At 41.3% G+C, this 15,358-nt stretch carries 14 protein-coding genes and 2 pseudogenes; 11 read left to right on the forward strand and 5 right to left on the reverse strand.

The window, feature by feature from the left end; translation table 11 throughout:
- Nucleotides 1-205 precede the first annotated feature (205 nt).
- The 3 genes and pseudogenes from QMK20_RS12475 to QMK20_RS12485 all read left to right on the forward strand — a co-directional run bounded on the left by QMK20_RS12475 (nucleotide 206) and on the right by QMK20_RS12485 (nucleotide 1,683).
- A pseudogene (locus QMK20_RS12475) lies at nucleotides 206-420 on the forward strand (hypothetical protein).
- The gene (locus QMK20_RS12480; RefSeq protein WP_283655966.1) at nucleotides 417-812 is read left to right on the forward strand and encodes an SRPBCC family protein; all 396 of its coding nucleotides are present in this window, start codon (nucleotides 417-419) and stop codon (nucleotides 810-812) included. Before QMK20_RS12475 ends, QMK20_RS12480 begins: the two are co-directional and overlap by 4 nt.
- A gap of 241 nt (nucleotides 813-1,053) precedes the next feature.
- Nucleotides 1,054-1,683, forward strand: coding sequence for a type 1 glutamine amidotransferase family protein (locus QMK20_RS12485; RefSeq protein WP_283655967.1), 630 nt, complete (start codon nucleotides 1,054-1,056; stop codon nucleotides 1,681-1,683).
- A gap of 75 nt (nucleotides 1,684-1,758) precedes the next feature.
- Here QMK20_RS12485 and QMK20_RS12490 read toward each other — a convergent pair whose 3' ends face one another.
- A complete protein-coding gene (locus tag QMK20_RS12490; RefSeq protein WP_283655968.1) occupies nucleotides 1,759-2,802 on the reverse strand; it encodes an NAD(P)/FAD-dependent oxidoreductase in 1,044 nt (347 codons plus the stop codon).
- 35 nt (nucleotides 2,803-2,837) lie between these two features.
- Nucleotides 2,838-3,812, reverse strand: coding sequence for an ABC transporter substrate-binding protein (locus tag QMK20_RS12495; protein ID WP_283655969.1), 975 nt, complete (start codon nucleotides 3,810-3,812; stop codon nucleotides 2,838-2,840).
- A gap of 209 nt (nucleotides 3,813-4,021) precedes the next feature.
- Between QMK20_RS12495 and QMK20_RS12500 the strand changes: the two genes are divergently transcribed.
- The 6 genes from QMK20_RS12500 (at nucleotide 4,022) to QMK20_RS12525 (ending at nucleotide 10,095) form a co-directional block, all read left to right on the forward strand.
- Nucleotides 4,022-5,635, forward strand: a complete 1,614-nt coding sequence (locus tag QMK20_RS12500) for a helix-turn-helix domain-containing protein (protein ID WP_283655970.1) — start codon at nucleotides 4,022-4,024, stop codon at nucleotides 5,633-5,635.
- Between the two features lie 180 nt (nucleotides 5,636-5,815).
- A complete protein-coding gene (locus QMK20_RS12505) occupies nucleotides 5,816-6,268 on the forward strand; it encodes a MarR family winged helix-turn-helix transcriptional regulator (protein WP_283655971.1) in 453 nt (150 codons plus the stop codon).
- Nucleotides 6,269-6,291: 23 nt separating this feature from the next.
- Entirely contained in the window at nucleotides 6,292-7,413 is a 1,122-nt protein-coding gene (locus QMK20_RS12510; protein WP_283655972.1) for an alpha/beta hydrolase, read from the forward strand.
- A 405-nt stretch (nucleotides 7,414-7,818) separates the two neighbouring features.
- A complete protein-coding gene (locus QMK20_RS12515) occupies nucleotides 7,819-8,097 on the forward strand; it encodes a DUF6809 family protein (protein WP_137063106.1) in 279 nt (92 codons plus the stop codon).
- 362 nt (nucleotides 8,098-8,459) lie between these two features.
- On the forward strand, nucleotides 8,460-9,638 hold the full coding sequence (locus QMK20_RS12520; protein WP_283655973.1) for an EndoU domain-containing protein: 1,179 nt from the start codon (nucleotides 8,460-8,462) through the stop codon (nucleotides 9,636-9,638).
- A 40-nt stretch (nucleotides 9,639-9,678) separates the two neighbouring features.
- Nucleotides 9,679-10,095 carry a hypothetical protein gene (locus QMK20_RS12525; RefSeq protein WP_283655974.1) on the forward strand — a complete coding sequence of 139 codons (417 nt, stop codon included), beginning with the start codon at nucleotides 9,679-9,681 and terminating at the stop codon, nucleotides 10,093-10,095.
- 170 nt (nucleotides 10,096-10,265) lie between these two features.
- On the opposite strand, the gene QMK20_RS12530 is transcribed toward QMK20_RS12525, so the two are convergent.
- Together QMK20_RS12530 and QMK20_RS12535 are read right to left on the reverse strand one after the other, a co-directional pair.
- The gene (locus QMK20_RS12530) at nucleotides 10,266-10,931 is read right to left on the reverse strand and encodes an MBL fold metallo-hydrolase (RefSeq protein WP_283655975.1); all 666 of its coding nucleotides are present in this window, start codon (nucleotides 10,929-10,931) and stop codon (nucleotides 10,266-10,268) included.
- Nucleotides 10,932-11,384: 453 nt separating this feature from the next.
- Nucleotides 11,385-12,056 (reverse strand): DUF1232 domain-containing protein, encoded by a 672-nt coding sequence (locus tag QMK20_RS12535; RefSeq protein WP_283655976.1) that lies wholly within the window; start codon nucleotides 12,054-12,056, stop codon nucleotides 11,385-11,387.
- Between the two features lie 134 nt (nucleotides 12,057-12,190).
- On the opposite strand from QMK20_RS12535, the gene ytaF reads away from it, so the two are divergent.
- Nucleotides 12,191-12,838, forward strand: coding sequence for a sporulation membrane protein YtaF (gene ytaF / locus QMK20_RS12540; RefSeq protein WP_283655977.1), 648 nt, complete (start codon nucleotides 12,191-12,193; stop codon nucleotides 12,836-12,838).
- A 533-nt stretch (nucleotides 12,839-13,371) separates the two neighbouring features.
- Here the strand turns inward: ytaF and QMK20_RS12545 are convergent.
- Nucleotides 13,372-14,542, reverse strand: a pseudogene (locus QMK20_RS12545) (alpha/beta fold hydrolase).
- 146 nt (nucleotides 14,543-14,688) lie between these two features.
- Here QMK20_RS12545 and QMK20_RS12550 point away from each other — a divergent pair.
- Nucleotides 14,689-15,249: a TetR/AcrR family transcriptional regulator gene (locus QMK20_RS12550; protein WP_283655978.1), complete on the forward strand. Its 561-nt coding sequence runs from the start codon at nucleotides 14,689-14,691 to the stop codon at nucleotides 15,247-15,249.
- The last annotated feature ends 109 nt before the right edge of the window (nucleotides 15,250-15,358 follow it).

Genomic DNA, 15,358 nt, shown 5'->3' on the forward strand with positions numbered 1-15,358 from the left:
GGGATAGAGACGCAGGGAGGTCGGGAGCCAATGAGCGTGATTGAAGCCTATATCACCAATCTTGGCCGCTACAACAAGGGCCATTTGGACGGGGAGTATTTAAGGAGTTCTCGACTCGTGGGCGCTACGTACGAAGGGCCACATCCTTTAAAGGAAGTGTGAATTAACGGCTGTCCCTTGGTAATAATATTTAGGAGAGTGTGTTGTGAGCGAGAACAACCAGTTGCGGGATGTGTTTGACGCGATTGCAGATCCAACTAGGCGCCGACTGATTCGTCTGTTAGCAGAGGCATAGAAACGAGATTCAGGCTAAACGCCTCTCCACTCAGAGAAATTCAAGATTGAGTGGCTGTCTACAGCAAGTTCTGGAGTACGAATATGTTGCGCTTGAACCAACTATTAGAGGAGGAAGCAGAATGAGTTTAACATTATCCTTGGATTTTCAGTTCACGACATCGATCAAGAAAGTTTGGTCCGCCTTAACCGATTCAAGCAAGCTTGCCAAGTGGGTCATGGAAAATGATTTTAAGCCCTTCGTTGGACACCGTTTTCAGTTTCGCACGCAGCCGACCGAATGGTGGAATGGAATTATTGACGGCGAAGTGCTTATCGTGGACGCACCAAACCGGTTGTCCTATACTTGGGAAAGCGGAGAGAAGCACACGGTTACCTGGAAGCTACAGGATTTAGGGGACGGAAAGGTTAACCTTCATCTCGAACAAACCGGAATCTCAAATGATCAAGCACTCGCAGGTGCTAAGTATGGTTGGAGTAATTGGTTCGGCGAGTTTGAAAAGGTGTTGGAACAATAATCGCATTGGGTACTAAAACATCTCCTTCCCCAATGCTAAATTAATGGGTACGATAGTGAAATAGCCCAACATCATAAAACAGATCACTTAATGGTATCTATATGCCCATCAAGTGATTTGTTTTTACATGATGAGTTAATTAATTATTTTCAAGTTTAAAAACTTTACTGACGGAAGATGTCAGTAAAGTTTTTTTATAATAGGGTATATCGATTAATTAATTACAAAAGGAGTGTGTATTATGCATACAAAAAAAGTATATCTTTATGTATTTGATACGATGTCAGACTGGGAGGTAGGTTATTTAATTGCTGAACTAAACTCGGGAAGGTATTTTAAAAAAGAATTAGCGCCTTTAGAGGTGGTTGCAGTAGGCGTTGATAAAAATCCTGTTACTACAATGGGAGGATTGAAAATACTACCTAGTATTTCTATTGATGAGTGTATTTTGGAAAGTACTGATGTTTTAGTTCTTCCAGGCGGTAATACTTGGATAGAAGCAATTCACGAACCTATATTGAAAAAAGTTTCTAAATCTTTAAAAGAAGGTACTGTTGTTGCGGCGATTTGTGGTGCAACAGTGGGACTTGCAAAGATGGGATTGCTAGACTCAAGAAGGCATACAAGCAACAATCTGGAATATATGAAAATGATTTGTCCTAATTATATTGGAGACAAATATTATGAAATGGAGCCAGCAGTAACTGATGGGAATTTAGTTACTGCATCAGGAATAGCTCCGTTGGAATTTGCGATGCATGTATTGAAGGTGCTAGATGTATTTGCACCAGAAACATTACATTCATGGTTCAATCTTTATCAGACTCATGAACCAAAATACTTCTTCGAGTTAATGAATTCTATCAAATAGCTGATAAGTAAACCAAAATACAATTGATAGTAGTAGTGATTAAGACTTTATTTTCGAATGTCGGGCCTGGTTGTTTTACGCTTCTTCCTCAATGACTCCCAAAGCGCGGTTCTTCTCTTTAAATCGCTCATTGTGGGAGGATACATACGCCATAATAGGCGCTTCCGGGTCCATATACAGCTTGGCACTGTTCAGGGCCAGAATGCCACTGGTGAAGGTGCCTGCGATCAGTTCAACCTTGTTGTCGTAAGCTACAAAGTCTCCTGCGGCGAAGACCCCAGGGATGTTCGTCGTCATTCCCTCTCCAACCTGCAAGTTCCATTCACCAAGGTCCAGGCCCCATTCCCGTATCGAACCGTAATCGCATTTCATCCCATGATTGACGATCACAGCGTCGACCTCTAGCTGCTCACGCTCATTGGTCTCCGTATGAGACAGGGTTACGCTGTCAATGCTGGTCCCGTTGCTGCTATGGAGCGCTTCAACCGTATAAGGCGTGCAGACCCGAACGGAGGAATTTTTCATCGTCGTGACACTTCGTTCCAAACCGCCGAAGCTATCTCGTCGGTGCACGATGGTCACGCTCTCGGCTATTGGCTCCAGCTCATTGGCCCAATCCACCGCAGAATCGCCCCCGCCCGAAATCAGTACCCGTTGTCCGCGGAAATGTTCCAGCTCCTGCACAGTGTAGTACAGGTTGGTTACTTCGTAGCGGTCGGCACCATCCAGCTCCAGCTTGACCGTTTGGCGAGCGCCATAGCCGATGGCGAGAATGACCGTTCTGGTCAGATGTTGTTCACCGCTCTGAGTCGTGAGGAGGATGGTGCCATTCACCTGTGGATCAAAGCCCGTCACACGCTGACCAAGCACAATCACAGGATCAAACGTACGTGCCTGTCCGATGAGCTGCGCAATGAGTTGCTCGCCGCGAATGGGCGGCATGGCCCCGACATCCCATATCATTTTCTCCGGATAGGTCAGAACCCGTCCGCCCAGCTCTGGCTGAGCTTCTATAATCTTCGTTTTCAGTTCTCGCATTCCGCTGTAAAAAGCAGTATATAGTCCGGCGGGTCCGCCGCCAATAATGGTTACATCAAATAATTCAAGAGATTCTGTCATCGTTAGCCTCCAAACTGAATCGGATCGTTATAAAATTACTTCTTTAAAATGACGGGAAGCTCTTTAATCAGCTCTTCCCTTGCAAGCGGGTCTGTTGTAATGCCTAGTCCGCCATGGATGAAATACACTTTATCGGCTTTGATTGCGGGCAGACTGCTCCAAATAGGTCCTTTAATCATATTTTTGACTTCCGCCAGCTCGGCATCATCAAAGTACACAATAAAGATTCGGTCACCGGAAATCTTGGGAAGCAGCTCGGCAGAAATATTGGCATAGCCGTAATCATCCGGGTTTTCGATCATTTTCTGAATGGCAGGAGTAGGCTGGAAGCCTTCCTTGTGGTAGACAAAAGTCGTCAGATAGCTGGTGGTGTAGACGCTCAGTCTTTTCTGGCCGACCATATACTGGTACACGGAAGCCGTTTCGCCTTTCTTGATCGTTCCATCCAGCTGCATCGCTTTCCACATATTGACAATATCCGCGTTATGACGGGTGAGGAAATCTTCAGCTTGCTTTTCATAGCCGAACCAGTCGCCAATCCGCTTAATACGGACGGGCATCGGGTCCCATTCATTCGTCAGGATGACGGGAGCGATCTTGGATAACGTCGCGTTATACTTCTCGTCCGTGGTAGAGGTGATGATTAGATCCGGCTTCAGCTCAATGAGCTTTTCCATGTTGGGTGGCCAACTGATATCTGCGATATCCTTCACTTCATCCTTATACACGGAATATTGCAGACCCCCCTGAACCAAACCGACAGGCTTGATGCCGAACAGCAGCAGGTCACCAACCGTATTATCCGTGTAAACGATCCGCTTGGGCGATTTCGGAATTTCTACCTGTTTGCCGTAAGCGTCGGTTACGATATGGGTTCCTGTTTCCTCCGTTTGGCCTGCTGTAGCGCTTTTCTTCTCTGACGGTGCAGACGGACTGCTGCAAGCTGTTGTGACTAAAATAAGTAGGCATAAGATGAAAAAGGTTGTCGACTTGCCTGTGTTGCGAAACATTGCAATCCCCCTGTATGTAAATGCAGTCATTGATAATCATTATCAATAAACCAAGTGTAATACCGGACAGGGCTGTAATCAATGGAAGAATGGGACGTTTTTTTTGTAGGATCAGGCTGTTAAGAACAGAAGCAGTCATTGAAATTCATAGGTGTATTAGGTATGATGAATCCAAATGATAATCATTCTCAAATAAGGAGCGTTAAGTTTTGGATCTAAATCACATCAGAGCCGATTATTCTATTCCCAGTACCTATTTCGAGCTTCATGGACTAGTTCACAGAACATTTTCCGGTAGGGATAGAATTCCGCTTCAAAATATAGATACGGGTTTGCTAGTCGTTGTTGAAGAAGGGGAAGGGACACTCGACTGCAATGGCAGTGAGCACCCATTGCACTATGGAGTTCCATATGCCATAAATTCGGGACACACGGTGAAAATCACAGCAAACGACGATACAGTATTGTCATTGTGGCTGATTGCTTTTTCTCCGCATGGCCCTACGGGAAGCTCGCTTGAACCCCTTATGGAAACACGGGAGCAGAGCGTACCAGATTACAGATCCATACTGCAAAAAATAAAAGCCATCGAAAAACGCCGCCATGCGCAGGCCACGAAGGAACAGATTGTGGTACACATTCAATTCCAAAAACTGATGGGGATGATTGCAGAAGAAACAAGCGCTCTTGAGCAGGATACCGCAAGCCACAATACCAAAGCGAATGTATTGGAGATTATTGCCCAGTTGCAGAGACGCTATGCCGAAGAGATTACCGTGGATGAGCTTGCGGCCCAGGCGCGGATCAGCAAGCGGAGGTTCACCCACTGGTTTAGGCAGCTGACGGGAACAAATCTGTCCGGTTACATGACAACCTTGAGGATGGAGCATGCCAAGCGTATGCTGCTGCGCGGAGAGCGCATGAAGGAGGTGGCGGCGCTGGTCGGCTACGGGGACGAGTTCTATTTCAATCGGCGGTTTAAGCAGATGGAGGGCGTCTCCCCGGGACAGTTCATTCTGAACCATAGAAAGAAGCCGATCAATATTTGTGCGATGAGCTGTCTGGGTCATTTGCTCGCGCTTGGTATACGTCCGGCTGCGGTTGCTAAAAATTTATCGAATGATCATTACCTACGGAAATTGAGTGCGGATATTCACAAGGTTAACAGCGTGCCGCTGGACCCGCAGGAAATTGCTTATTTGCAGCCGGAGTTTATTCTGGTCGGGAGTCAGGAGGAATACGACGCATTGTCGACGATTGCGCCCACTCAGATTTTTTCGCAAAATGATCATAAGCCGTTCGAATTGCTTCGCAAGCTGGCAGAGACTTTCGGTAAAGGTCCCGAAGCGGAACGGGTTATTCGATCGTACAATCGTAAGGTACAGCGCCTAAGGCCCAAATTAAACGGTATTGTTCAGAGCACGGATACATTTGCGACGATGGAAATTCGAGACGACTCGGTCTATGTATTCGGTAATTACTGGTGCAGGGGAGCTTATAATCTGTATGACGGGCTTGGGTTACATGCGCCGGATATCATTCAGAAGGAATTGATTGATCGACAGGCTTACCGACTTATTACTGAGGAGCAAATACAATCCTACGCAGGGAATCATCTGTTCGTGACGGTAGTTGATCCCGAGCGTTATGAGCGTCTATGCAGTATGAAGTGGTGGCAGGAAATGCCTGCGGTGAAGCAAAATCAGGTTTACATTACCGACTACTCTGAGTTTGCTGTGACGGACCCCATTTCGATGCCCTACCAATTGGATATTCAGATGAAATTGTTGCTGGAGCGGAAGAATTTACTCAAGCTCCCTTAAGGCTCCATCGACTGCCGATCTCCCTTTGCCAGCCGTACTTACTACTATTAATTGGGGTGAGCTACAGGTCGCAAGAGATAATGAACGCAAGCATTCAAAAAATACATGTTGAAAATAGTACCATATCGTACTATAATTTTAGTACGATATGGTACTATTTTCGAGAAAATGGAGGTGCAAATGGGAATTATAAAAGGAAGATCTGTTTTTTTATCAGCATCAATAGATGCATTGCTGGCTAGAATAGTTTCAAGAAAACACAGGGAATCTGAGGTTGATACTTTAACAGCAACACAAGCAAGGATTTTGTTTTATCTTTGGACAAAAGACGAAATACCTATACATGAAATCTCAAGGATTACCAATCTTCAAAAGTCAACTTTAACGAGTATATTAACTAAGTTGGAAAAAGCAGGACATATCAGTTTTATGCCTTGTCAAACAGACAAACGGAAAACAATAGTTAAAGTAGTGAATAGAAATGAAAATCTAGTGGAATTGAACAAAAAGATTATTGATGAAGTCGGAGAGACTTTTTACAAGGGATTTAGCGAGGATGAAATAGCATTGTATCAAAGTTTCTTAATAAGAACTTTAGATAATCTGATAGAATGCGAGAATGAAAAAAAATGAGAATCTATTCAAGGAGAGAGAGTATGAATAAAAAACTAAGAATGGTATCCTTCGCACTTTTAGCAACATTGGCTTTTGCCACACAAAAGGAAAGTTTCGCAGCAGCTGAAAGTCCTCCTACAGATGTTATTAGTATGGCTCCTACCTATAAAGATGTGGTGTATGCAACCGTAACTAATGACGATGGAAAGAAAAAAGAGTTAAAAATGAACATCTTCAAGCCGGAGGGTGTAACCGAAGCAACTCCTGTCTTGGTGTATGTTCATGGAGGAGGATGGCTTATAGGGGACTATCAGGGCGATGATGCTCCTAAAGATGCAAAAAAGGAAACAGCCACACTACCAAATCGACCAGTACAAATGACAGGTAGAGCCACAGATCAAGTGGCTACAGATTCAGCATACCAAGTTTTCAAAAAAGTATTAGAGAATAAAATTACTTTCGTTTCCATAGATTATCGGCTAAGTGGCGAAGCTATTTTCCCGGCTCCAATTTATGATGTTAAGGGCAGTATCAGATATCTGCGTGCACATGCCAAGGAATACGGTATTGATCCAGAAAAAATTGCAGTAGCAGGAAATTCTGCAGGTGGACATCTGGCTACCGAACTCGCTGTTACCAGTGATATAAAAGAGCTTGAAGGTGATGTTGGGGGCAATCTTGAGTATTCAAGCAAAGTAATGGCTGCAGTTGATTTTTACGGTCCAACAGATATGTTTACCATGGGACCTGAGATGGACCCAACCCTGCAATCTCCTGAGGAGGCAGCCGAAACACATGACTCTCCACAAGCAGCTGAAGCCAAACTTCTTGGATTTGATAAAGAAGGACAGGGTGTGGCAGTCCTGAGAGATATTCGGGATAAAAAACAAACCAATTCTCCTTATTGGGAAAAAGTAAAGCTGGCAGAATTGGCAAGTCCTATAAATTATGTATCTTCAGATGATCCACCCATGTTTATTGCACATGGAGGACGTGACAGTTTAGTATCTATTCAACAAAGTTGGAGACTTAGAGATACTCTTAACCATGCAGGAGTAGAAAATATTTTTATGTCTAACTCTAAAGCTCCCCACGGTGGCCAGGGTGAAGATGTCAATAATGCAGCTATAACTTGGGTAACAAAAAAATTGCTTAATAACTAAGCTATTCTAAATATTCATGTTATTTTATTAAAAAAAAGGGAGCCCCATTTATGGCGGTTCCCTTACCCATTGGATATCAAGATGAAATTGTTGGTTGAACGGAAGATGCCGACCGAACAATAGGATCAGATAATTTTGTAGCGGAAAATGCTCATATGTGAGATGTCATGATGATTTTAGAACTCTATCCTGAGGGGTAGGGCTTCTTTTGGTTTGTTCTATTTAATAAATAGTCTGTGCTTGTTTGGTGGAAATTGGCCAGTAGTCCTTCAATTATTTTCTAGTGAAATATTCGCTAAAATTCAATATTGATATTTCCAATAGGATATTCTTATTTTGGGGAACAAAATGCATCTACGAATTCGAAATTTACAGAAAGCTTATATCAAGAAGGAGAAGATGAATATGAGTATCTTGGAGGATTTATATTACGGCGAATGGTATCCAAGTGAACGAATCAGGACGAAAAACCCTGAGCTTGAACTAACCCATCAGAAAATATCCGCTTCTATGGAGAATCTAAAAGCAAGATTACCAGAACACGACTATAAATTAATTGAGGAACTATCGGATTTAAATGATGTTCTAATTTCTATATTATCTGCTTCTGATTATATTTCTGGGTACAAAACGGGAGCTTTGATGATGTTAGAAATATTTGATGGGAGAAATTATCGAAACTAAGGTACAACTTTGTAAAGTAAAAAGAAAGGCCGGACGCAATAGCGTACCGGCTTATTTATGTGAGGCTGTTGTTTCAAACTCATCATGTACTTGCGAATCAAATATATTGCAAGAGATTGATTCGTCTTATAATTTTATGATCATATAACTGAAATAAGATATATTTTCACGAATATTTAGATGAATATGACGAGTTATAGAGGTACTTTTTTATAATTAAGAGGGAGCTGTATTTGATAAATATAAGTCATAGGTCATAGGGAATAAGACTTCTTATTCTTATAACAATTAGGAGTAGAGAGGGTTTTCCATAAATTTGAATCATGCTATTATGTCCTAACGAACCTAATCCGAGGTAAATTATGACAACAATTAAAGTGACACCTGAACTACTTATATCCGTATCTAAGCAATTTGAGCTTGCGCAGCAAACGGCTATTCAAATGAATGGTCAGTTATTACGGCAAATCTCGTTTATGGAACGATTTTGGGATGGCATAACGAAGGAGCAATTCTACTACAGCTTTCACATTTCACAGAAGAATATGGATGACTTTGTTACACTTACAGACTCCATTGCGAAAGAACTTCGTCATCATGCGGATAAATTTAGTTTGGCAGACGCTGAACAGGGAAATATGATCGGAGTTACTGGTAGTTTTCCTGCACTTGCGGCGTCCATGGGAATGATGAATACCAAGGGAGTAGAACAACGTAAGCCAGCTTATGATTATGATGAATATGACAAAAAATTTGTAGGGAATATGTGGATTCTCAGCAAAAATGGTGTTACTGATCAAGAAGCAGCCAAAGCAACTCTGGCCTATAATGAAGCACTTAAAAAAGGAGACATTAAACTAGATAACGAATCAGAAGATGTGGATATTAACTTGGTGCAAATTGAAGCATTCAAACAAGGGTATAATCCTTGGACGGGAGAAAAACTATCTGAATGGCACGCGAAATCTCTTATTGTCAGTAGTGTATTTTCTAGTTTTATGGGGATTAGAAATCTTAGTGGTGGTCGTGTTAAAATCAATAAAGGTTTTAAGATCAAGTCTGGATCAAATAGAATTTCAAAGGCTGATTTTAAAAATGGCAGCACTAGTTATGTAAAGAATATTACTATTATAGATGATGCTATGAAGGAAAAGATATTATTTGGACAGAGAAAGTTCTCAAATAAGAATGATATTATAGGTGGTCACTCTCCAAAGATAAACAACGGAAATCCTAACTATGCAGTTGAAGAAATGGTAGTTAATACTGATGGCACAAGAAGGGTTAAATACACAACGCAATTTCCAGATGGAAATCTGTCAAAAATTAAAACAAGCACATTATTTCCAAATACATGGTCTGATGATGCTATTATTAATGCTATAAAAAAAGTTGCAGATAGCCCAAGTATTGGAACACGAGATGGGATAACTCTTCACAGAAGTACAATAAATGGGATCGAAATAGAGGTAATGAAAGATGGAAATAAAGTAATCTCAGGTTTTTCTACAGGTGGTGTTCACACACCAGGTTTTAACTAAATAATATGGTTCATTAATTAATTTAATGGAGGAAACTAAATTGTATACAGATTTAGATGAATTTATAACAGAATACCAGCATACTACTGATTTTTGGTATGATGTAGGGTGCGTTATGGCATCTGAAAAGCTATCAAAGTTCAGTTCAAAAGATTGGCAGGAGCTATCAATTATTGTGCATAATAGACCGCTAGAATGGCAGAAAAAACTTGCTTATTGTTTGGATACTTCTTGCAACAAGTATGAACTGGAAATTCTATTATCATTGCTAAGTACTGAAGATGAGGAACTATTTGAGATATGTATAGATACTCTAAGAAGCTTTACAACCCAAGAAAGCAAACAAATGATACTAGACAAACCGTCCATATTGAATCGTATAAATGATTTGCTTCCAAAAGCGGGTATTGTCTCTAAGAAGATGCTAGAGGATTTTCTAACGAGATTAAATTCATAGTGAGCCACATGATTTTAAAGACTTTTCAAAAGAAGAATGGATCAACAGTTATAAACGTTATTATAGACTTCTCCATTGAGTAACGGGTAAAACGAATGAACTAAACCGACACCATAATTGGAGTCGGTTTTTACTTGCTGATTGGATAACCAACGCTTGAAACCTGAACTTTATAATTCCTGGCTAAGTTCTAATATCTGATCATTAACATTTACATTACTTAACCCCCCGTGATAACAAACCACGGATGCAATGTCGAGATCTAAATACTTTTTCAATGAGAGACGAGCTACATTCATATCCGGTGTGGTCGGGACATGAATTCCCCCGAGAATCCCGTTTACACTGTACATCGAATCCCCGGCAATGAGAGTCTTACTTTGCCTTAAATAAAGGCTGATATGACCAGGAGTATGCCCAGGAGTATGGATGACGCAAATCCTGCCGCAAAACGGCAGTTCCTGACCATCTATTAAGGTATCGTCCACTTTGCCCTTCGGGGGATTCTCAAGGTGACTATCTTTTAAAAGAGGTATCTCCCCCTGAATATACGGCTTATCCAGTTCGTGTGCATATACTTTAATATTATGGCCACACTCCTGCAAAATCTCGGGAAGACTGCCTATGTGATCCACATCCTGATGTGTCAAAATCACAGCTTTTAGTTTGTCTAACGACACGCCTACCTTTTCCATGGCCACGCGTAAATCTTCAATTTGCCCTGGGAATCCTGTGTCTATTAAAACAGCCATTTCTCGATCCCATAAAAGAATGGGGTGAATAATATTCCCATGAAAATCTAGATGAAGCATTTCTACTCCCTTTGAAATTTCCATAATATCGAGCCTCCGTAAAATGAAATTTATACATACAGCATTTTGCATCATTCGATTCCTAAACCATTTTTTTATACCCCTACTTTCCTGTTTTCAGTTCATTTCTCCTTGTAAACGTACTGAGACCGTAAAAAGATACGGAGGTTTCAATGAAAAAACTATTTGCGTAAATGGTGTAACTTTTACAACCACTTGTTCGTTTACATTGGAGGTAGCAAAAGACCTGCTTGACAGTGTTGTTCACCGCCCGTTTCTTTGGTAAATACTGTGGTTGTAATGGAAGTCGCATTGATTAATTCTTGTTGAATTTGTGCTAGTCGGCTACAAAGAGGAACACAAAGAAAAAGAGGCTGTCCCCTGTGCAGAGTTCTTTCTGCACAGGGAGACAGCTTCTTTTTGCCGAGCCATGACAACATAAGCTCTTGCACTATCAAACATTCTAGCAATCAAAGGTCACGGCTGGGGCTTGTTGTTCCTCATATCCTGGAGGCGATCCAGTACGATTTGCACGGCAATCGCATCATCCAGATAACCTAGTGGAAATACATAATCGGGGATGATATCTGTGGCGGAGACGAAGTACAATAAGCCGCTGCCGAGGATCGAGCGCTCCTCCAGGGTGATGTTATCGCTACTGTAGAGCTGATACATTCTCTTGAGCTCCTCAATGAACGGTCCCGCGCCGTTGACACTTTTTACTTTACCGTGAAAGTCATTGTGGATAATCCGCGCCCCTTCTTCGGTTAGGACATAGGGTTCGTATTTGCTCAGTTCTTTCTGAACCAGCTCGGCATTAAACTGGTGGTCAATGAGGTTGGAGGCTTGAAGAATTTCTTTAATGCTGTTGATGGAGGAGTAGATATCGTTCGGCTGGTTCTGATGAGTAGGGGGGGCGGGGGCACCATAACCAGCAGCTTGGAAGAGTGGAGCGGAAGGAACATCAAGATGAAGGGCAAAAGCTTCCAGATGTTCAGGCTTGGCTCTTTGCTTCCCGTTAACGATCCGCGATATCGTGGCCGTGTCAATGCCGGTAGCGGCGCTTAGCTTGCGCATAGACAAAGAACGTTCCTTCAGCAAGGAGACCAGTGTCTCGCCCAGTGTGACATTTCTCTTCTCATCGGACATTTGCAGTTCACCTCACCTTGTGTTGGTGTTGATCAAATGTTGAGGGGATCTCAACATTTTTAGAAATGATGAGCACCTTTTTGCAATATGCTCAATAGTATGACTGTAAATTGACAACAAGGAGTGAGAACCCGATGGTTGCTTGGCTTTTAATTTTTGGCTTTGCCATATCATCCAGTCTGGATAATTTGGGTGTTGGAATATCTTATGGGATTCGGGGGATCCGTATTAACTATTTATCAAATTTAATCATTGCGGTCATCTGTTTCATCCTTAGCATGACAGGGATCATATCCGGTCAGTGGCTGGCTAAGGTTCTTCCGGGCATATTCCCCGTCCTGATTGGAGCGTTATTGCTGTTCATTGTCGGTGCCCGCATCATTCTGCTGGCTGTACCGCGTAAGAAGCAGGAATCCAGTCAGGACAGTGAAGAAGCTGGGGAGGCTGTGTCAGGCGGATCACTCAAAGGAATTCTGCAAAATCCCGAAACCGTGGATAAAGACAAATCAGGATCTATTGGATACCTTGAGGCAGCGGTGCTGGGGGTTGCACTTGCCGCTAATGCCGTTACCAATGGGATCGGTGCAGGTCTGATAGGACTGTCACCGCTCGCGATCTCTCTGACTGCGGCAATTGGCAGTTATATCACGGTCTGGCTAGGTCTGATCCTGGGACAAAAATTGTCGGCGATTCGCATCGGTTCTTTCACATTAGGTCAGTTCAGCACGGTCTTAAGCGGAGTTATCATTATTTTGATTGCTTGCAATTCTTTCTTTGGGTAAGTAAGCGCACCGCTAATTCAAAGCATCCTTCCACTGTTGCAGTGGAGAGATGGCTTTTTCTTTGTGCGTTGTTCAGGTCCGGAAGGCAAGAGGCAAATTTCTGAGCTGGCCCTTTGACGAAGCCGTTGCAGAATGTGGAGGTGGCGCTCGCTTTGCGCTCACTACTCAACAGCCAGGTTCGCGCTGTCAACCGTCACATTCATCAGGATCATTTCTTTTTTCAAATTGCTCACACACGATGTCGATGCTAGTGCGTTCTTCATTGAACACCCAAATATCCCTGATCAAAAAATGCTAGTGAAAACAGCTTGTTGCCTGGCTTATTGCTTGGATCGTGAATTTGGTTACTGTTACGCATGTCCGCGATTAAAAGAAAAGGATCGGGCATTAATGAGAGCCAGAAACTAGAAAATAAAAAGAATGAACTGTCCATAGAACACTTAGCGTATCTAAAGCAATTTGAGCCGCATGATTAAACCGACCCCATAGTTGGAGTCGGTTTTTACTTGCCGATTGGATAACAACGATTGAAGCTATGGAACTACGATTTTGATGGGTATGTTGCGTATGAAAAATATATATTTACAGTTGTTATAGGAATTTTTTATTTCATTAAATGCTAACTCCCTGTGACCTGCTTGGCAGTGTTGCTCACCCCCCGTTTCTTTAGTAAATACTTTGGTTGTAATGGAAGCCGCATTTATTAATTCTTGTTGAATTTGTGGTAGTCGGCTAATAGGTACATATTGATCATCTTCTCCAGCTAATAAGAGAACATCTTGATTAATGAATGCTCCAATGCCTTGCATCGTGTGTTTTTCGAAATTTTTAATGAGACCAAAAGGAGTTGATTCACCGGTGTTTTCCATCCCTTTGGTAATCTTCCAATGTAAATCAATATTGTGAGTCATCATCTTTTCAAGTAAAGAATTCACTTGATCTACTTCATTATGATCGACTAGCTGCATCATACTCTGATACGTTTCTTCTGGCATACCCATTTTTAAGGCATCTAAACCACAATAGAAGATGTTAAAGGCAACTACTTTATCGATTCTCTTTTCGAAAGCTGCAGCACGCATAGCCAGATACCCTCCCCAAGAAGCACCTATGAGGCTTACACGATCTAATTTGAAATAATCAATCACCGTTGATATGGGCTTTTCCCAGTTATGAATGAATTTTAGACCGTTTTTTAATGCAGTTCCTTGGCCTGGACCATCGAATACAATAATATTGTAATCAATTCCTTTCATGAATTTCATCATTTTAAGCAACTCTTCCATGTAAGAGTCATAACCACCAAAGACAAGTAATGTTTTTTTAGCTCCAGGTGTCATTAATTTGACAGCAGGGAGATAGGAGTCCTCATAAGGAATTTTGTAGGATTCATAATCAAAATCATGAAAGCCTTTATAGAAGGTTTCTCTATATTTGTGATACATTTTTTTCTTTATTGGGATCTATGGGTGCAAGATAAAATTCTGCAGCTTGATAGTAGACTGAGGCTAAATCATAGTCCTTGCTATCTTCACGTTTCTTTGCAAAATCCAGCCAGGCTTCATACCAGCTGTGGGTATCGATTAATTTCGGAATGATTATTTCTAAATCAGCTCCGGCTCGATCATCTTCTTGGTAATAATCATTGATAAAACGATTGATTTGAAGATTAAATTGTTCGTTATTTACATATTGCTTAAACATATATTTTCCTCCTTCGATTGGGGTATGTGCTTACTATAGAGCATAGTTACTACTTAAAACATAATTAATATCGTATCATCTGTAGGATATCTTACATGTTATACATGAAGTGTTCGAAAACTTACACAAAAGGAGCAAGTGGTTAAATGAATGAAGATATCAGAATTTACAAAACAAAAATCGCTATTGAACGAGCTCTCATTGAATTACTCCAACAAAATGATTTTAAAGATATTACGATCAAAAAAATTTGTGATCAATCTCTTATCGGACGTTCTACTTTTTATAGTCATTTTTTGGATAAGTACGACTTGCTAGAAAAAATAGTTAAACAGTATGCTTCTGATTTTAAAATTGAGATTGAACAGCGTTTTGTTTCAATGGAAGATGGCAAAGTGGCCAATGCCATAGAACTTGTAACCGATAAAATGATTAAAAATAAGCTCGAGATTTCAACATTATTGGCCGTTCATGAGGTAACAGCTGATCTACGTAAGGAATTTGAACAAATTTTGTTTAGGACTTGCTTAGCTTATTTAAAGCAACAGATGTCTTCAAGTTCGATCGCATTGGAGTATTTAGCTGAACTATATGCTGCTAACTCCATGATGTCTATTCATTGGGTTTTGAAAAATGGCAAAGATGCTAACATCATTCTTTTTTTAGATCAAATGCAGGAATATATTTTTAACCAGTTACGATCCTAATTACTATGTCAAGTTCAGTGATTCCAATTCATGTACTATTGGAGAAGCATTTAATAAAACTTTACCTAAGATTCATGAATTAATAAGAAATACAAATCAACCTTTACAA

The sequence above is a fragment of the Paenibacillus sp. RC334 genome (genome assembly GCF_030034735.1).
GTDB classification, from domain to species: domain Bacteria; phylum Bacillota; class Bacilli; order Paenibacillales; family Paenibacillaceae; genus Paenibacillus; species Paenibacillus terrae_A.